General features: G+C 41.2%; 14 protein-coding genes. 12 read left to right on the top strand and 2 right to left on the bottom strand.

What is annotated here, in order from left to right; translation table 11 throughout:
* Positions 1 to 25: 25 nt before the first annotated feature.
* Complete coding sequence (locus tag AC5YCE_RS03395; RefSeq protein WP_496124647.1) at positions 26 to 841, top strand: putative RNA methyltransferase; 816 nt, start codon at positions 26 to 28, stop codon at positions 839 to 841.
* 83 nt (positions 842 to 924) lie between these two features.
* On the opposite strand, the gene ponA is transcribed toward AC5YCE_RS03395, so the two are convergent.
* The gene (ponA, locus tag AC5YCE_RS03390; RefSeq protein WP_496171059.1) at positions 925 to 3,471 is read right to left on the bottom strand and encodes a penicillin-binding protein PBP1a; all 2,547 of its coding nucleotides are present in this window, start codon (positions 3,469 to 3,471) and stop codon (positions 925 to 927) included.
* A gap of 160 nt (positions 3,472 to 3,631) precedes the next feature.
* Between ponA and AC5YCE_RS03385 the strand changes: the two genes are divergently transcribed.
* The 11 genes from AC5YCE_RS03385 to AC5YCE_RS03335 all read left to right on the top strand — a co-directional run bounded on the left by AC5YCE_RS03385 (position 3,632) and on the right by AC5YCE_RS03335 (position 18,868).
* Positions 3,632 to 4,690, top strand: a complete 1,059-nt coding sequence (locus tag AC5YCE_RS03385) for a pilus assembly protein PilM (protein WP_496124649.1) — start codon at positions 3,632 to 3,634, stop codon at positions 4,688 to 4,690.
* Positions 4,690 to 5,313, top strand: a complete 624-nt coding sequence (locus AC5YCE_RS03380; protein WP_496171058.1) for a PilN domain-containing protein — start codon at positions 4,690 to 4,692, stop codon at positions 5,311 to 5,313. The genes AC5YCE_RS03385 and AC5YCE_RS03380 overlap by 1 nt, the downstream gene beginning before the upstream one ends.
* Positions 5,310 to 6,047 (top strand): type IV pilus inner membrane component PilO, encoded by a 738-nt coding sequence (locus AC5YCE_RS03375; RefSeq protein ID WP_496171057.1) that lies wholly within the window; start codon positions 5,310 to 5,312, stop codon positions 6,045 to 6,047. The genes AC5YCE_RS03380 and AC5YCE_RS03375 overlap by 4 nt, the downstream gene beginning before the upstream one ends.
* Positions 6,047 to 6,574, top strand: a complete 528-nt coding sequence (locus tag AC5YCE_RS03370) for a pilus assembly protein PilP (protein ID WP_496124652.1) — start codon at positions 6,047 to 6,049, stop codon at positions 6,572 to 6,574. Before AC5YCE_RS03375 ends, AC5YCE_RS03370 begins: the two co-directional genes overlap by 1 nt.
* Positions 6,575 to 6,588: 14 nt before the next feature.
* Positions 6,589 to 8,769, top strand: coding sequence for a type IV pilus secretin PilQ (locus AC5YCE_RS03365; RefSeq protein WP_496171056.1), 2,181 nt, complete (start codon positions 6,589 to 6,591; stop codon positions 8,767 to 8,769).
* A 36-nt stretch (positions 8,770 to 8,805) separates the two neighbouring features.
* On the top strand, positions 8,806 to 9,354 hold the full coding sequence (gene aroK / locus AC5YCE_RS03360) for a shikimate kinase AroK (RefSeq protein ID WP_496124654.1): 549 nt from the start codon (positions 8,806 to 8,808) through the stop codon (positions 9,352 to 9,354).
* Between the two features lie 20 nt (positions 9,355 to 9,374).
* The gene (gene aroB / locus AC5YCE_RS03355) at positions 9,375 to 10,454 is read left to right on the top strand and encodes a 3-dehydroquinate synthase (protein ID WP_496171055.1); all 1,080 of its coding nucleotides are present in this window, start codon (positions 9,375 to 9,377) and stop codon (positions 10,452 to 10,454) included.
* 14 nt (positions 10,455 to 10,468) lie between these two features.
* Positions 10,469 to 11,326 carry a hypothetical protein gene (locus AC5YCE_RS03350; protein ID WP_496171054.1) on the top strand — a complete coding sequence of 286 codons (858 nt, stop codon included), beginning with the start codon at positions 10,469 to 10,471 and terminating at the stop codon, positions 11,324 to 11,326.
* 392 nt (positions 11,327 to 11,718) lie between these two features.
* Positions 11,719 to 16,194, top strand: coding sequence for a glutamate synthase large subunit (gene gltB, locus AC5YCE_RS03345; protein ID WP_496171053.1), 4,476 nt, complete (start codon positions 11,719 to 11,721; stop codon positions 16,192 to 16,194).
* A 73-nt stretch (positions 16,195 to 16,267) separates the two neighbouring features.
* On the top strand, positions 16,268 to 17,689 hold the full coding sequence (locus AC5YCE_RS03340) for an FAD-dependent oxidoreductase (protein ID WP_496124658.1): 1,422 nt from the start codon (positions 16,268 to 16,270) through the stop codon (positions 17,687 to 17,689).
* Positions 17,690 to 17,974: 285 nt separating this feature from the next.
* On the top strand, positions 17,975 to 18,868 hold the full coding sequence (locus AC5YCE_RS03335) for a metal-dependent hydrolase (RefSeq protein WP_496171052.1): 894 nt from the start codon (positions 17,975 to 17,977) through the stop codon (positions 18,866 to 18,868).
* 64 nt (positions 18,869 to 18,932) lie between these two features.
* Here the strand turns inward: AC5YCE_RS03335 and AC5YCE_RS03330 are convergent, their stop codons facing one another.
* Positions 18,933 to 19,328 carry a Na+/H+ antiporter subunit G gene (locus AC5YCE_RS03330; protein WP_496124660.1) on the bottom strand — a complete coding sequence of 132 codons (396 nt, stop codon included), beginning with the start codon at positions 19,326 to 19,328 and terminating at the stop codon, positions 18,933 to 18,935.
* Positions 19,329 to 19,337 lie beyond the last annotated feature (9 nt).

Below are 19,337 nucleotides of genomic sequence, written 5' to 3'. Positions count from 1 at the left end.
TAAAGCCAATCCTTTGGAGAAAAAGATGAATCTGCTGATGTGTCCTGTGTGTCGTAAGGCATTAGTGCTCAATGACAAAACGTGGCGCTGTGAAAGCAATCATAGTTATGATGTTGCCAAACAAGGTTATGTGAATCTGCATGTTGTGCAACATAAGCACAGTAAAAATCCAGGGGACACGCCTGAATCTGTGCAAGCACGCCGTGATTTTTTAAGTGCTGGATTTTATGCGCCATTGCAAAAAGCAGTGGTGAAGAAAATTCATCAGCTTAAAATTGAGAATCTGCTCGATATTGGTTGTGGTGAGGGGTATTACACTCATGCGATGCAAGCTGAGGCGATCCAAGTGGTGGGTGTAGATATTGCAAAAAATGCGGTGCAAATCGCTGCTAAATTAAATAAAGAAGTCACTTGGGTGGTGGGGACTGGCGCAATTTTACCTGTGCTGGATCAATCTATAGATCTATGTACCAGTTTATTTAGCCCAATTCCAGAACAAGAAATATTGCGTGTCTTAAAAACGGATGGTCATCTCATCGTGGTCACACCAGCACCTCAGCATTTATATGCGATGCGTGAAGCCTTATTTGAAGAGGTCAATCCACATGAACCACATAAATTTGTACAGCAATTAAAAGATCATTTTGATTTAGTGGACGATATCGTTATTGATGCACCCTTTGAATTAAATCAGCAAGGTTTAAAAAACTTAATTGCAATGACACCATACGCTTACAAGGCTAAACCTGAATTACGTAAAGCTTTAGAAGAAAAGCAACATTTTGCACTAGCAGCACAATTTCAAATCTTTGTATTTAAAAAGAAGCCAATTGAAGCATAAAGAACTTAAAAATAAAAAAGCCCTCATTGAGAGCTTTTTTATTGAACTTAGGATCACTGTACTTAAGATCACTGTACTTAGGACTATTGGACTTCGTTAATTAAATTTTCCAACGAATCCTGTTTTGGCGCTTCTTTTTTCGGTGTTTGGTTTAAAGCAGGCGGTGCTGTTTTAATAGGTTCCAAATCTTGTTCTTCACCTGGTAGATCATCAAAGTCACGAGTTTCATTGCGTGTTGGCGTTACAGGCGTCGGGCGATAGATCGGGCGAGCCAGAGGAGGGGATGCCGGACTTGAATCTTTTTCTACTACAGTGGCTGTAGGACTATGACGCTGATCACGAGTTAAAGGTGCTTTGGCATTTTTATCTAAAGCGACCCAAGCATGTGGTGTTCCTGCAAGTGCCTTGCTCATGAAATTGCTCCAAATAGGAAGCGCTGCAATACCACCATATTCTCGACGACCTAAAGTTGAAGGTTGATCAAATCCAACCCAAGCAACAGTCACCAATTTTCCATTAAAGCCAGCAAACCAAGCATCTTTTGCATCATTGGTTGTTCCCGTTTTGCCACCAATATCATTTCGACCTATTTTCAACGCCGCACGACCTGTACCATGCTGAATCACATCTTTCAAAATATTCGACATGTCAAAAGCAGAACTTGATTTTAAAATACGTTGCGCTTGACGGTATTGGCTTTTTTCTTCTTTGGTGAGCGTAGGTACTTTTTCTTCCTGTTCTAAAGTTTGGTTGTTCACTTCAATCACTTCATCATCAGGCGTTGCCTGTTGTTCATCAGTATTTTCTTTCACAGGTTTAATACATGAAATACATGCATATTCGGGTTTTGCTTGATAAATCACTTTACCGTAAGCATCTTCAATACGACTGATGAAATGAGGTTGGATACGAAAACCACCGTTGGCAATGGCTGAGTAACCTGTTGCCATTTGAACAGGAAGTACTTGAGGCGTCCCTAAAGCAATGGTGTAATTACGTGGAATTTGATCTTCTTGCAGGCCAAAGTCCATAAACAACTGACGGGTTCTTTCAATACCCACAGATTGTAATAAACGAACTGAAACTGTATTACGTGATAAATAAAGCGCACGACGTAATGGGATCATTCCCAAATAACGCCCATCCGAGTTACGCGGTGACCATTTTCCAATGGTGATCGGGTTGTCACTGACCATGCTGTGAGGGGTCATACCACGCTCTAAAGCCAAGGCATAAACAAATGGTTTAATAATTGAACCTGGTTGACGCCAGCCTTGTAAGGCACGGTTAAATTTAGATTGATAAAAATTATAACCACCGACAATCGCAATGATTGCACCATCATTTGGATTCATCGCGATCAATTGACCCTGTACTTTAGGCAATTGCACCAGTGCCCATGAAGTCTTTGCTTCATTTGGACGAAGTCGAACAATATCTTTTACTTTCACAATCTGAGAAGCACGACTGGGTGCACCACCTACACTATTTGCATTGCGATAGGGGCGTGCCCAAGACATGCCCGACCATGGCACAGTGACCGTTTTTCCATCTTGCATTAAGGCTTCGAAGGAATTGGAATTGACCTTGGTGACTTCAACAGGGTAAGTGTTTGCAAATGCCATGAAATTTTTCAAGGGTTCGTCATGCGCTTCTGCACCACGCCAACCATGGCGACGGTCATAGTCCTCTAAGCCACGTTGAACCGAATCTTCAGCATATTGTTGACGTTTAGAGTCAATAGTCGTATAGACCTTGTAGCCTGAATCAACTGCAAGATCACCAAACTTACTCACTAACTCAGAGCGTACCATTTCACCGACATAGGGGAATTTATTACTTAATCCTCGATCGGGCATATTCAAGACTACAGGTTCTGCCACAGCAACTTTATATTGATTTTGATTGATATAGCCGAGTTGCAACATACGTCCTAAAATCCAATTGCGACGTTCCAAAGCACGCTCTGGATTGGCAACAGGATTATATTTTGAAGGGGCTTTCGGTAAGCCAGCAATCATTGCCATTTGAGCAATAGATAAATCAGCTAAGCTTTTGTCATAGTAAATTTTAGCTGCGGCAGCAATACCGTAGGCATTTTTGCCTAAGAAAATTTTATTCACGTAAAGCGTTAAAATATCTTCTTTACTTAAGTTTTGTTCTATTTTTCGAGCCAAGAAGATTTCAGTCAGTTTACGCTTAAGTGTTCTTTCAGGCGTTAAGTAATAGTTCTTTGCCACCTGCATCGTGATTGTGGAGCCACCTGTTTGCACATCTGAGCCAGTTACGGTTTCGCTCAATGCACGCCCTAGACCTTTAAAACTAATTCCACTATGTTCAAAGAAAGACGAATCTTCAGCAGCCAGAAAAGCATGAATAAATTCTTCAGGTATTTGATTATATTCAACAGGAACAGAAAGTTTTCCGCCATATTCAGAAATAAGTTGATTATCTGCTGTATAAACTTGTAATGGCTTTAACAAAGGTGCTTTTTTTAATGAACTCATTTCTGGTAGCGATGGAGCGATGTACAAGTACATACCGTAAAAACCCATTGGTACGGTCAATAAAATTATAATAATCAGCAAAAAAAATGGATGAATGTTTCCACAACAAGATAGCTTTTTCATAACAAGTAAGTTTTAATAGGTGCTAAAGGCAAACTAATTGATGGTCAGTATAACTTCTCATTTAACGGAATGTTAGTTGAGTTTTATATCCGTAAAAAAATTAGACCGTGAGTCTTTAGTTTGTATAGTTGTTGGGGAAAAAAATAATAGGAATTGCATCGTGCTTAGACTTTATCGTAAGCCAAATAAGGGGTTAATGGGAGTAGATATTAGTTCTACTTCTGTAAAGTTATTGGAACTGTCTGTTAAAAATGGTCGCTATTGGGTAGAAAGCTACGGCTTAAGCCCGCTGATCGATGGCAGTGTGGTCGAAAAAAATATCTTAAATGTTGAAAACGTTGCGGATGCTTTAGAGCGCGCAATGAATATTGCAAATCCACAATCATCGAATGCAGCCATTGCAGTCCCAACCTCTATGGTCATTCATAAAGTGATTGAGATGGATGCTGACATGACCGACGATGAACGTGAAGTTCAAATTCGTATGGATGCTGAGCAATATATTCCTTTCCCATTGGATGAAGTCAGTCTTGATTTTGAGGTGTTGCCTGACAAACTGAGCTCATCAAGCCGTGTCAATGTCTTGTTGGTTGCGACGCGAACTGAAAATGTGGATTCTCGTGTAGAAGTTCTTGATTTAGTTGGTGTTACACCCAAAATTGTGGACGTTGAAAGTTATGCTTTAGAGCGTAGTTTTGAAGTGTTCTCTGATACTTTGCCGATTGGTGTAAATCTAGTGGGTATTTTAGATATCGGTCATACTATGACAACACTATCGGTGATGCAAAACGGTAAAATCATCTATACACGTGAGCAAGTTTTTGGCGGTAAGCAACTGACTCAAGACGTTCAAAATCGTTATGGCTTATCGTTTGATGAAGCGGGTCGTGCTAAAAAAGATCGTACTTTGCCAGACGATTACGAGTCTGAAGTATTGATGCCATTCCTAGATGCAGTTGTTCAGCAAGCTGCACGTTCTTTGCAATTCTTTTTCTCCTCTTCGCAATTTAATGAAATTGACCATATTTTGTTGGCTGGTGGTAATGCAAATATCCCAGGTCTACAAAAGTTAATGCAGCAAAAGCTCGGTTATCGAGTCACAGTTGCAAATCCATTTTTACAAATGGGTTTTTCTCCTCAAATTGATCTTCGAAAAATTGAAAATGATGCTCCATCACTCTTGGTGGCGTGCGGATTGGCATTGAGGAGTTTTGATTAATGGCTAAAATTAACTTACTCCCTTGGCGCGATGAGCTAAGAGAACAACGAAAAAAACAATTTATCACTGTTTGTATCGCTGTTGCGTTATTGGCAATTGCGACCATCTTAGCGACATGGTTCTATCTTGATCAAAAATTGAATGATCAAGAGCAAGCGAATCAATTGGTGGTCAGTACCAATCAAAATCTCGATACACAGTTGAAATCACTTGATGGTCTGCAAGAGCGCCGTAATACCGTAATTGAGCGAATGAAGTTGATTCAAGGTCTTGAAGGACAAAGACCTGTAACTGTTCGATTGGTAGATGAACTGGTTCGTATTATGCCAACGACTGTGTATGTGACTAAATTTACGCGTACAGGGGATAAATTTACAATTGAAGGAAAAGCTGAGAGTCCAAATGCAGTTGCAGAATTACTTCGTGGCTTAGAAGCTTCGCCATGGTATCGCAATGCATTCATGAACTCATTTTTAGCGGCAGCAGAAAATAAAGAGAAAGTTGCTACTTCTGTTGTGCCTCGTGTGGAAGAGTCTTATGGCACATTTGTTGTCACTGTAGATTTGGGTGAAATCGCTTTGCCAGCTCAAGATAACTCAGCGAATAAGGGGGCTGTACCATGAGTCGTGATGATTTAGATGAACTAGATTCAACATTAGATGCTCCCAAAAAGAAGCCGATGAGTGTCGATAAATTTTTTCAGCAATTCAATACGCTAGACACCAATAATTTTGGTGGTTGGCCAATGTCCGTCAAGATCACCTGCTGGATATTTTTGTTCTTTTTGGTCTGTGCAATTGGCTATTTTTTAGCAATTAAGCCCAAAATGGATGCGATAGATCGAGCGAATGCTCAGGAACAAAATTTGTTAAATGAGTTTAAAGAAAAAGATTCCAAGCTGAGGAATTTACAGCAGTATCAGGCTCAGCTACAGCAAATGGAAGCCAACTTTACTCAGCAATTACAACAATTACCGAAAGACACTGAAATTCCAAGTTTGGTTGAAGATATCAATAGAACAGGGGTTGAAGCGGGTCTCAAGTTTAAAAATATTCGTCTTGAAAATGAAGTGACGCAAGAATTCTTTATCGAACAGCCGATCTCTATTGAAGCAACTGGTGATTATCATTCATTTGGTAATTTTGTCAGTGGTATTGCAACCTTACCTCGAATTGTGACCTTACATGATTTTGAATTAAGTGCTTCGGCTTCGAAAGAAAATAAATCGGATATTCCAGCTGTAGATTACAAAATTCAGGCGAAGACTTACCGTTATGTTGCTACAGCGAATGATCTACCTGCTGCTCCAGCTTCAGCGGAAGCACCAGTTGCACAGACGACAGAGGAGCCGAAGTGATGAAAACATTAAAAAGTTCGTTATGTCTAATGACATTGGCTTTGATGGTTGGATGTGATTCTAGAATTGATGCTGTTAATCAAGAAATGGCCAATATTCGTAGTCAGCCGCCATTGCCGATTGAGCCTGCACCTGTATTTAATCCCGTGCCTGTTTTTCAATATTCAGCACAACAGTTACGTAGTCCAGTATTACCGAATTCATTGGCAAATGAGTTGAAGGTGATGTCAGGTAAACGTGTTTATCCTAACTTTTCAAGACCACCTCAGCCTTTAGAAAGCTATCCATTAGAAACGTTAAGTTTTAAAGGGAGTCTGGTCGGTAAAAATGGTCAAATTATTGCGTTAATTAATTCGCCTGACGGTGAGATTGAAAAAGTTCAACGCGGCAATTACATGGGCGTCAATCAAGGGCGTATTACACAGATTACGCCGACTCGAATTGACTTATTGGAAATCGTACCAGACGGCCGTGATGGATTTATCGAGAGACCAAGAAGCTTGGTTTTACTTGGTCCAGTCGATTAAGATAAGGAATAAAAATGAAAAATAGTGAGCATAATTTTTTGGGTGGGGAAGGTTTTTTCATGAGTTCAAAACTTCGTCAATTTGCATTGGCAACAATCAGTATTGCAATTACACAAGTTGCTACGGCACAAGTCACCATGACCAATGTCGTACCCATGCAAGTGCCTGGACAAGGGACTGAAATTCGTGTGATGTTTAATGGGTTACCACCTCAGCCACAAGCTTATCAGGTAGAAAATCCAGCTCGTTTGATTTTGGATTTTAATCAGGCGAAACAAACCTTAAGTAAAACGAGCATCCCTGTTTCAACCAATGAAGCAAGCTCAGTGGATATTGCATCTGATGATCAACGTGCACGTCTCACTGTAAATTTGAAACAGACAGGTCAATATACAACGCGTGTTGAAGGGAATACTTTCATTCTTAAGATTAATAATGACAGTGCTCCATTAGCAACTCCTGTTTTAGCTCCAGTACAACAGCAACCCACTCATGGATTGGCTGACATTGGTTTCCAGCGTGGTGGAACAGGTGAAGGACAAGTGATTTTGAATCTTCAGAGTGCTAATACACCTGTAGATGTCAAACAACAAGGAAGCAAAGTTGTTGTACGCTTCTTAGGGAATAAAATTCCAGCGCATTTAATTCGTCGACTTAATGTAAATGATTTTGCGACGCCTGTTTCTACAGTTGATGCCTATAATGATGGCTCAAATGGTGTGATTACGATTCAAGCATCGGGTAGCTATGAATATATGGCTTTTCAGGCTGAAGATAAGCTTACGATTAGTTTGAAACGACCTGAGGAGAAAAAAGGGGTTGTGAGTTCTCAAAAAACCACAAACTATGTAGGTAATAAAATCTCTCTTGATTTCCAAGACATTGAAGTAAGACGTGTTCTGCAATTGTTGGCTGATTTCACTGGAATCAACATGGTCGCGGCAGATACTGTGCAAGGAAATATCACACTTCGCTTAAAAGATGTGCCTTGGGATCAAGCACTTGATATTATTCTAAAAACTAAGAATCTCGATAAACGTCGTAACGGTAGTGTGATTTGGATTGCGCCTGTTTCTGAGCTGATTAAAGCCGAAGAAGATGAGGCGAAAGCGATTGCACAAAGCGTAAAATTGGCACCCCTTCAAACTGAATATATTCAGCTGAATTATGCCAAAGTCGCTGATATTGAAAAGTTGATTACCCAAGGTAGAAATAGCTCCAATAGTGGTAATACAAATAATGCAGGTGGTGGAAATGATCCGCTTGGGGATAGTGTTGGATCACTTTTAAGTCCGCGTGGAACAGTTTCAGTTGATCCACGGACCAATACTTTAATTGTGAATGATACAGCTCAAAAAATTGATCAAATTCGTAAGATGATTGATCTACTTGATGTATCTGTGAAGCAAGTGATGATTGAAGCACGCATTGTTCGTGCAACCACCGACTTCTCAAAAGATATGGGTGTGAAGTGGGGGGTAGCTACGACAGATCGTATTGGTAATAATGATATTATTATTGGTGGTAGTGATAAGACACTTTGGGATATTAAGACGCCAGATGATGATGGCAAAGTGACTATTGAACGCCCACAGAACTTAAACGTAGATCTTGGTGTCGCAAATGCTGCAGGTAAAATTGCCTTTGGTTTGATCAATATGTCTGATTTCATGTTGGATCTTGAGTTGTCAGCATTACAAGCTGATGGTTATGGTGAAGTGATTTCAACACCGAAAGTCTTAACTGCAGATAAACAGCAAGCTAAAGTGGCATCGGGTTCTCAAATCCCATATCAATCTGCTGAAGGCGGTGGGCAAAATGCCGTGTCTACAACTGAGTTTATTGATGCGACATTGAGCTTAGATGTCACCCCAAGTATTACCCCTGATGGTAAAGTTCAAATGAAATTGAACATTACTAGTGATACTCCAGGAGCACCAACGCCAACGGGTCAGTTGACGATCAACAAAAATGCAATAGAAACCAATGTGCTTGTTGATAATGGTGAGACCGTGGTATTGGGTGGTATTTTTGAACAAGAATCACGTTCTGTACAAACTAAAGTACCATTCTTAGGTGATTTGCCTGCGATTGGACGTTTATTCCGTCGTGATTCTAAATCTGATAGCAAACGTGAGCTGTTAATCTTTGTGACACCAAGAATTGTTAATGACAGTCAATCTAGAAATCATTAATATACTTTCAATGAAAGCAATTCAATAGGTGACTCCTTGCAAAGCAAAGAGTTTGAATCCCTACCGAATATCTATTTGGTAGGGCCCATGGGAGCAGGAAAAACAACTGTTGGTCGACATCTGGCAGATCTACTTCATCGAGAATTCGTTGACAGTGATCATGAAATAGAAAGAAAGACTGGAGCGACCATCCCATGGATATTTGAAAAAGAGGGTGAGCAAGGATTCCGTTCAAGAGAATCTTTAGTCATTGATGACTTAACATCTAAAAATAATTTGGTTGTTGCAACGGGTGGTGGTGCTGTTACACAGGCGATAAACCGTAAAAACTTAAACCAACGTGGTATCGTGATTTATCTATATACCCCTGTAGAAATCCAATTACAACGCACATACCGTGACAAAAATCGTCCTTTGTTACAGGTGGAAAACCCTGAACAAAAGTTACGTGATCTCCTTAATGTTCGTGATCCTTTGTACCGTGAAGTTGCTCATCATATTATTGAGACCAATCAAGGTGCTGCACGAGATTTGGCTCAAAAAATTTTACAATTGATTATTTCTAAAGAAATTTCAACTATTTAAAAGCGACTGGTATTTTGATCATGCAAACCCTTTTTGTTGAATTAGGCGACAGACGTTATCCTATTTTCATTGGCAGTCATTTAAATCCCAAAGAATTACTCGAACCTTATATACATGGTCAGCAGGTCATGATTGTGACCAATACAACGGTTCAGCCGCTGTATTTAGAGAAGTACGTTGCTGCTGTTGAAGCGTTAGGAAAAAAGGTTAAAACATGTGTTCTGCCTGATGGTGAGAAATATAAAAATAGTGAGCACTTAAATCTCATTTTTGATGCGCTATTAGAAGCAGGTTTTAATCGTGATTGTACCGTGCTTGCATTAGGTGGTGGTGTCATTGGAGATATGGCAGGTTTTGCATCCGCATGTTTCCAGCGTGGGGTTTATTTTATTCAAGTGCCTACAACCCTATTGTCACAAGTCGACTCAAGTGTCGGTGGAAAAACAGGAATCAATCATCCTTTAGGTAAAAATATGATTGGTGCTTTCCAGCAGCCTCAAGTGGTTCTTGCGGATATGGCACAGCTCAAAACTTTACCTGAGCGTGAGCTATCAGCGGGTCTGGCTGAAGTCATTAAGTATGCGTTATTGGGTGATATCGAGTTTCTTGCATGGCTTGAAGCACACATGGATGGGCTGGTTGAGCAAGATCCAGAGCTTTTGGCTGAAGCAGTCTATCGTTCTTGTGCACATAAGGCACGCATCGTCGCGAACGATGAAAAAGAACAGGGGGAACGCGCTTTACTCAATCTTGGGCATACTTTTGGTCACGCGATTGAATCTTATCTAGGTTATGGTGAATGGTTGCACGGCGAAGCAGTGGCTACGGGTATGGTCATGGCAGCGGATTTATCTCATTTGATGGGATGGATAAGTGAGCAAGAGCTTGAACGTACAAAAAAAATCATTCAACGTGCAAATTTACCGATAAAATGCCCACAGATTCCTTTAGATGACTTTTTAGCTTATATGTCTCATGACAAAAAAGTGCTGAATGGTCAGCTACGTTTGGTATTAATGAAAAAGCTTGGGCAAGCGATTATTACCAAAGAATTTGATATTGAACTGATGAAACAAGCGATTATTCGTAATCAAAATTAGAATAAAGGTAAGGTATGGCGACAGTAAAACAATCACATTGGCAAAGTATTCAGCATAATATTTGGTTGATTGGTGGTGTACTGTCGCTTATTTTTGCCATTATTTTTTGGATGATGACGGATACCAGAAAGCTGACAACACAGTCAAAAAAGGTTGAGGATACGCCCGTCAGCATTCAACCTGAAAAAGTCGCTGCAACCACGAATTTAGGTGGCTTAACAGAACAAGTTCGTCCATTACAAACAACGACTCGATTTATTGCATCTGGAAATCATTTGGCAGAATTTCGTGGAACGAAGTTTATTCAAGAGAATCATAAAAATTATACGGTTGAATTATTTAGATCGACCAACGAAGATATTGTGAAAAGTTTTCTTCTTAAACAAATAGATCGTAAAGGTCTCATTTACTTTCGCTTAAGTGGAGAAGATCAAGTAGAGCAGTATGTCTTGGCTTTTGGACAATTTAAGAATGAAAAAGATGCTAAGGATCAATTACAGAAACTCCCGATTCAATTTCCACCCTCAGTGAAGCCGAAAGTTGTTCAATTTAAGCAATTTGATGGATATGTGAATGATTTGGGTTCTGAAGAGTTAGTGGGATCTAATAAGATCTATGAAGTGAAATTAAAATCTGCACCTGTTCCGATTATTGATGAAAGTTTATTGGCACGATTATCACCACCATCAAATACGGTTGATCCAGCAAAGGCAACCACCAGCACCACCATTACGCGTAAAGATCAAACGGGTAAAGTTGTGGATGTACAACGCTCTCAAACATCTGTTGATACGCCTAAACAAACTGAAAATAAACCTGCAACGACTGAAAAGAGAGTGGCTGATCAGCAAATCAGTGATCCATTTAATTAAAATAGTTCTAAAATAGCGCAATTTGCTGTATATAAAATACTAATCGCCCATTTTTAGTGCGATTATGTTGTCTTAAAATAATGCAATAATAATTTACTGAATATAGATCACCAATTCTAAATTAATAAAAGTGAATTATAAGTTTGGCATAAATATTGCTTCATTAGAGCGCTGGTTCTAAGCATTGTCCCTATTATGGAGCGAAAAACTAGAAGCAGTGACCGATTAAAGGATGTATCGCTGCGTTAAATAAGTGCAATGAACACAACTTATTTTAGGCATAAATTCACAATCACGAATGAGAAATGCGAATACAAACAAGACATCGTAAATGAATAATTGAACAAGATTTGCCCCTAGGGCCATGTTGATAAGAAGGGTACGCTATGCACATGCCATCGCCTAATACTGTAGCTCCCGCTAAAGGTCTATACCAACCGGATGAGTTTAAAGATAACTGTGGTTTCGGATTAATCGCCCATATGCAAGGCGATGCGAGTCATGATTTAGTCAAGACCGCTATTCATAGTTTAAGTTGTATGACGCACCGTGGTGGTATTGCTGCAGATGGCAAGACCGGTGATGGATGTGGTCTGCTTTTAGCGATGCCTAAAGCATTCTTTCGTGCTGAAGCAAAAAAGCTCAGTGACATTACCTTAAGCGAAATCTTTGCTGTGGGTACGGTATTTCTCAATCTTGACCCTGCAATTGCGGCACATTCCAAACAAGTACTTGCAAAGGAAATCGAATCTGAAGGTTTGAAAGTATTGGCATGGCGTGTTATTCCGACCAATGTGGATGCTTTGGGATCGATCGCTTTACAATCGATGCCTGCTTTTGAGCAAATCATTGTGAATTGTCCAATGGGTGTGACTGAGGTTGAATTCAACCGTAAATTGTTCCTAGCGCGTCGTCGTGCAGAGCAGCATTTAACGCAAGACACGTCTTTCTACGTCACTACATTATGTTCGACTGTGATCAGCTATAAAGGCTTAATGATGCCTGAAGCAATCGCAGATTTTTATACTGATCTAGCAGACCCATTATTAGCATCGCATATTGTGGTATTCCACCAACGATTCTCAACCAATACGCTTCCACGTTGGCCATTGGCACAACCATTCCGTTACTTAGCGCACAATGGTGAAATCAACACGATCACTGCCAACCGTAACTGGGCAATGGCACGTACGCCTAAATTTGAAAATCCATTGCTTCCGGGTTTAACTGAGCTAAACCCAATTGTGAACCGTACAGGTTCGGACTCTTCTAGCTTAGACAATATGCTTGAGATCTTAGTGGGTGGGGGTATGGACTTGTTCCGTGCGCTACGCATGCTGGTGCCACCCGCTTGGCAAAATGTTGAAACTTTAGATGCAGATTTACGCGCATTTTATGAATTTAACTCTAAACATATGGAAGCGTGGGATGGTCCTGCAGGTCTTGTGATTCAAGATGGTCGTCATGCGATCTGTATGCTAGACCGCAATGGTTTACGTCCAGCGCGTTGGGTGATTACCAAGAATGGCTATATCACTTTAGCCTCTGAAATTGGGGTTTGGGGATATCAACCAGAAGATGTAGTGTCTAAAGGTCGTGTCGGTCCGGGTCAAATCTTAGTAATTGATACCTTCACAGGCAAAATGCTGGATACCAAAGATGTCAGCAATCACTTGAAAAAAATGCGTCCATATCGTGAATGGTTACGCGAAAATTCTGTACGTGTACACGGCAGTCCTGAGCTTGAAGAATACTTATGTGATCAAGGCTTAAAAGGCGATGATCTAAAAGCAGCTCAGAAAATGTTCATGGTGACTTTTGAAGAGCGTGATCAATTGCTTCGTCCAATCGCTGAAAGTGGTCAAGAAGCGGTTGGTTCGATGGGTGATGACACCCCAATGGCCGTATTGTCTCGTCAAGTGCGTCATGTGACGGATTATTTCCGTCAACAGTTTGCTCAGGTGACCAATCCGCCGATCGATCCTTTACGTGAATCGATCGTGATGTCACTCGAGACCTGTTTGGGTCGTGAGCAAAATGTGTTTGAGCAAAGTCCAGAGCATGCAGATCGTCTGATTATTTCAAGCCCTGTACTTTCAAATTCGAAAATGCATCAAATCCGTACGCTGGGTCGTAAAGGCTATGAGATCGCAGATATCGATTTAAACTATCCAGAAGAAGAAGGTTCTGAGGTTGCAATTTCACGGATTTGTGAACAGGCTGCACAAGCGATTCGTCAGGGTAAAACATTATTGGTGATTTCGGATCGTAAAATTCGTCAAGGTTTCTTACCTGCCAATGCGGCAATGGTCACTGGTGCAATTCATCACCATTTAATTCAAGTTGGCCTACGTACTGATGCCAATATTATCGTTGAGACAGCGCTTGCGCGTGACCCGCATCAATTTGCTGTGATTCTAGGTTTTGGTGCGACTGCGATTTATCCATATTTGGCGTATGACGTGATCAATGACTTGATTGCTAAAGGCGAGTTATTGGGTGATCCCATTCATGCTCAGGCGAATTTCCGTAAAGGCATTGAGAAAGGCTTGCTTAAAGTCCTGTCTAAAATGGGGATTTCCACTGTTGCCTCCTATCGTGGAGGTCAGTTGTTTGAAGCGGTGGGGCTTTCAGATGAAGTGGTTGCGAAATGCTTCAAAGGCGTTCCAAGTCGTATTAAAGGTGCAACATTTGTTGACCTTGAAAATGATTTGAAAAAATTGGCTGACTTGGCTTGGAAATCTCGTAAGCCAATCGAGCAAGGTGGTTTACTCAAATTCGTATTCGATAAGGAATATCATGCTTTTAACCCAGATGTGATTAATGCTTTGCATAAATCTGTACGTTCAGGTCAGTATGCTGACTTTAAAGAATATGCAGAGTTGGTGAATAACCGTCCTGTTGCAACGATTCGTGATTTACTCAAACTCAAAACAGACCATTCAATTCCACTCGATCAAGTGGAAGCAGTTGCAGAAATCCTGCCACGCTTTGATTCGGCAGGCATGTCACTTGGGGCGTTGTCACCTGAGGCACATGAAGCAATTGCCATTGCCATGAACACCATTGGGGGTAGGTCTAACTCGGGTGAGGGCGGTGAAGATCCTGCACGTTATGGCACCATTCGTAACTCGAAAATTAAGCAAATTGCATCCGGTCGTTTTGGTGTAACACCAGCGTATCTAACCTCAGCTGAAGTGTTACAGATTAAAGTTGCACAAGGTGCAAAACCGGGTGAAGGCGGTCAGTTACCGGGGGGTAAGGTCAATGGCCTCATTGCACGTTTACGTTATTCAGTGCCAGGTGTGACATTGATTTCACCTCCACCGCATCATGACATTTACTCGATTGAAGATTTATCACAGCTGATCTTTGACTTAAAACAAGTCAATCCTCAAGCCATGGTGTCAGTCAAACTGGTGTCTGAACCAGGTGTCGGTACGATTGCCGCAGGTGTGGCCAAAGCCTATGCCGATTTCATTACCATTTCAGGTTATGACGGTGGTACAGCAGCATCACCATTGTCTTCAATTCATCACGCAGGTTCGCCGTGGGAATTGGGGTTAAGTGAAGCACATCAAGCATTACGTGTGAATGACTTACGTGGCAAAGTACGTGTACAAACCGATGGTGGCTTAAAAACGGGTCTGGACGTAGTCAAAGCTGCAATTTTGGGTGCTGAAAGTTTTGGTTTTGGTTCAACACCAATGATTGCATTGGGTTGTAAATACCTTCGTATTTGCCATTTAAATAACTGTGCAACAGGTGTTGCGACTCAACAAGACCATTTACGTCAAGAACACTACATTGGTGAGCCTGAAATGTTGATTAATTTCTTCCATTTTATTGCGGAAGAAACGCGTGAATGGCTCGCGGCACTGGGTGTTTCAAGCTTAAAAGATTTGATAGGTCGTACTGATTTACTGGAAATGCTTCCAGGTGAAACTGAAAAACAGGGACATTTGGATTTAACTGCACTGCTTGAGTCACATCCTGCGGCTGAAGGTAAGGCACAGTACTGTCAAGTTGAAGGCAATGCCCCATTTGATAAAGGTGTGTTGGCTGAGAAAATGGTGGCTGAAATGCTACCTGCGATTGAAGCGGGTACAGGCGGTGAATATCATTTCACCATTGGTAACTGTGACCGTTCAATTGGCGCACGTATTTCAGGTGAAATTGCACGTCGCTATGGCAACTTAAGTATGGAAGCCCATCCGGTAAAAATGAATTTAACCGGTACTGCGGGTCAGTCTCTCGGTGTGTGGAATGCGGGTGGTTTGCATATCAAACTTGAAGGTGATGCAAATGATTACGTGGGTAAAGGCATGGCAGGTGGTCGTATTTCAATCTTCCCACCCAAAGGTTCACCATTCCAAACCCAAGAAACCGCGATCATTGGTAATACGTGTTTGTACGGCGCAACAGGTGGTAAGTTGTTTGCAGCGGGTACAGCAGGTGAGCGTTTCGCTGTGCGTAACTCAGGTGCATTTGCTGTCATTGAAGGTGCGGGCGATCACTGCTGTGAATATATGACTGGTGGTATTGTGACTGTACTGGGTAAAGTAGGTCATAACTTCGGTGCAGGGATGACCGGTGGTTTCGCGTATGTGCTGGATTTAGAGAATGACTTTGTTGACCATTACAACCATGAGCTGATTGAACTGAATCGTATCTCGACTGAAGCGATGGAAGAACATCAAGGATTCTTAAGTCGTATTTTAGATGAACACATTGCTGAAACAGGTAGTGCTTGGGCGTACAAGATCCGTAACGAGTTTGATTTCTATAGTCGTAAATTCTGGCTGGTGAAACCAAAAGCTGCCAATTTGCAGACGTTATTAAAAACAACTCAAGCTGATCCACAATAATTTCACGACGAACAGATAGACAGGCAAGTGTAGCTGATAGATAAACAGACTGCACTGACCCACGGAGAGAGACATGGCAGAGCGCCTAAACAATGACTTTCAATTTCTGGATGTCGCACGCCAAGATCCAGAGAAAAAAGATCTCAACGTCCGCAAAGCTGAGTTTGTGGAAATTTATAAACCCTTTACAACGGAAGTGGCTGCAAACCAAAGTCATCGTTGTTTAGGGTGTGGTAACCCGTATTGTGAATGGAAATGTCCAGTTCACAACTACATTCCCAACTGGTTAAAATTGATCGCAGAAGGACGTATTTTCCAAGCGGCTGAACTGTGCCACCAAACCAATACTCTGCCAGAAGTGTGTGGTCGTGTTTGTCCACAAGACCGTCTGTGTGAAGGGGCATGTACCCTAAATGATGGTTTTGGTGCAGTCACCATTGGTAATGCAGAAAAATATATTAATGATACAGCCTTCGCTTTGGGTTGGCGTCCTGATATGTCACAAGTGAAATGGACAGACAAAAAAGTTGCGATTATTGGTGCAGGGCCTGCGGGCTTAGGTTGTGCAGATATTTTGGTTCGCGCTGGGGTAAAACCAATCGTATTTGATAAGCGCCCTGAAATTGGTGGCTTACTGACCTTTGGTATTCCAGAATTTAAAATGGAAAAAGACGTGATGAAACGCCGTCGTGAAATTTTCACAGGTATGGGTGTTGAATTCCGTCTCAATACTGAAATTGGTACAGATGTCACCATTGATCAATTACTCGCAGAATATGATGCTGTATTCATGGGTATGGGTACCTATACCTACATGAAAGGTGGTTTTGCAGGTGAAGATCTTGAGGGTGTTTATGATGCGCTTGATTTCCTGATAGCCAATGTCAACCGTACTCAAGGCTGGGAAAAAGATCCATCTGAATACATTAGTGTTGAAGGCAAAAAGGTGATTGTTCTTGGTGGTGGTGACACGGCAATGGACTGTAACCGTACTTCAATTCGTCAGGGCGCAGAATCAGTAACCTGTGCTTACCGTCGTGATGAAGAAAATATGCCAGGTTCACGCCGAGAAGTGAAAAACGCACGTGAAGAAGGTGTTGCTTTTGCATTTAACCGTCAACCGATCGAAATTGTAGGTGAAAATGGCAAAGTGACCGGCGTTAAAGTGGTGACCACTCAATTGAGTGAGCCAGATAGCCGAGGTCGCCGTAGTCCTGAACCGATTCCAGGTTCTGAAGAGATTTTACCTGCCGATGCCGTGCTTCTAGCATTTGGTTTCCGTACCAGTCCTGCAGATTGGTTCACTGGTGTAAATATCGGGTTAGATGGATCTGGTCGTGTGGTGGCAGCTGAACAGCAAGAATATAAATTCCAAACTTCAAATCCCAAAATCTTTGCGGGTGGCGATATGGTTCGCGGTTCTGACTTGGTGGTAACAGCCATTTGGGAAGGTCGTCAAGCCGCTGAAGGTATACTCGATTATTTAGAGATTTAATCTAAATCTGATCAATCACTACAAAAAATCCCACATTTGTGGGATTTTTTGTAGTGATTGATCCATATTGTCCGACATTCAGCTGAACGCATGTGATATGAAGGTGGTTTTAAATATTCAATAAAAACAGTAATTAATGAATGATAAAAGCATTGAAATTGATGATTTAGTGTAGCTGTATTGGCAAAATGTTTATTTTGACGGATTCACTGATTTTTTAGGCAATATACAATTGAATCGCTTATGACAGTATATAAAAAACAAAAGTCAAAGTAGGGTACAGCGATGACACTTACTCAAGTGGCGCAAGAAAAATCATACCTAAACCGCCCGAAAGCGTTGGGTATCAAAGTCCGTCGTCTCAGTTATAATCCAAAAGCAATTAAGCGACATTTCTTTGCTGATTCTCCAGTGATGTCACATTTACTGACTGCACTCTCTTCAACCTTTCCAATAGGTGAGCAGTTCTTTGTACACAGTGTGCGTAATGTTCGTGACAAAGTGACGGATAAAACCTTGCAAGCACAGATTGCCGCGTTTATCGGTCAGGAGGCGATGCACTCTAAAGCACATGCAGAATTTAATGATGCATGGCGTCGTGACGACTACCAGCTCGATAGTTTTCAGGCATGGCTCGCACGTCGTGATGAATTTATCCGTACAGTCCATCCTAAATTACAACTTGCGATTACCTGTGCATTTGAGCATTTCACTGCATTGCTCGGTGGCTATATCTTACGAAATCCACAAGTATTAAGCACTTTAGATGAAGATGCGATGAAACTTTGGGTGTGGCATGCGATTGAGGAAATTGAGCATCGTGCTGTTGCATTTGATGTTTATCAGTCTGTGTATAAAGATGACAAGGTTCGCCGTAGCGTCATGCGTAGTGTTACGACAGGTTTTGCAAGCTTAACGTTTTATTCTGCAAGTCGTTTATTTATTCAAGATCGACGTAAAAGTTTACCGAAAGTTTCGGGCAATCTTTATGGTTTTTATCTCATCTCAAAAATGCTCATCGAGCTCATTCCTGAATATTTGTCCTATTACAAAAAAGATTTTCATCCCTCAGAGATTGATTACACAGAGATAGTGAGCTATTGGAAAGAGAAATTAGCCGTAGATTATCAAATGGAAAGTTTCCAAGAAGACTCGCAACCTGCCATGCTGTATAGCTAAGCTTGAATATCAGTGGAATAAAAAAACCTCACATTGTGAGGTTTTTTTATTCGCTTGAATGAGATTAGTTATTGAATTGATCATTTCTAAATTGTTTGATTTTACGTTGTCTCTGCCAAGGTAATGGTCGATCAATGGCTTCTGATACATCACCTGAAGTCGATCTTAAACGTAAATGAATGGCGGCCTGTGCAATAAGATTGGCTGATACGGGCGCTGTAATAAAAGCTAGTAACGTAATCAGTAATTCTGCAAAACCTAAACGACCATGGAAAGCAGCATAAATCATGGCTGCAATCAAAAAACTACCTAAACCCAAAGTACTGGATTTGGTCGGTGCATGTAAGCGCATGAAAAGATCGGGCAATTTCACCATCCCAATACCGCCCACGATGGTGAAAAATGCCCCGATGATTAAGAAAAGAGACACCAAAATTTCCATCAAGAGTTGAGTTGTCATTATAGTGCT

The sequence above is a fragment of the Acinetobacter sp. CY79 genome (genome assembly GCF_059515845.1).
Note: the sequence above shows the minus strand (reverse complement) of the source record. Positions and strands in the feature narration are given on the sequence as shown.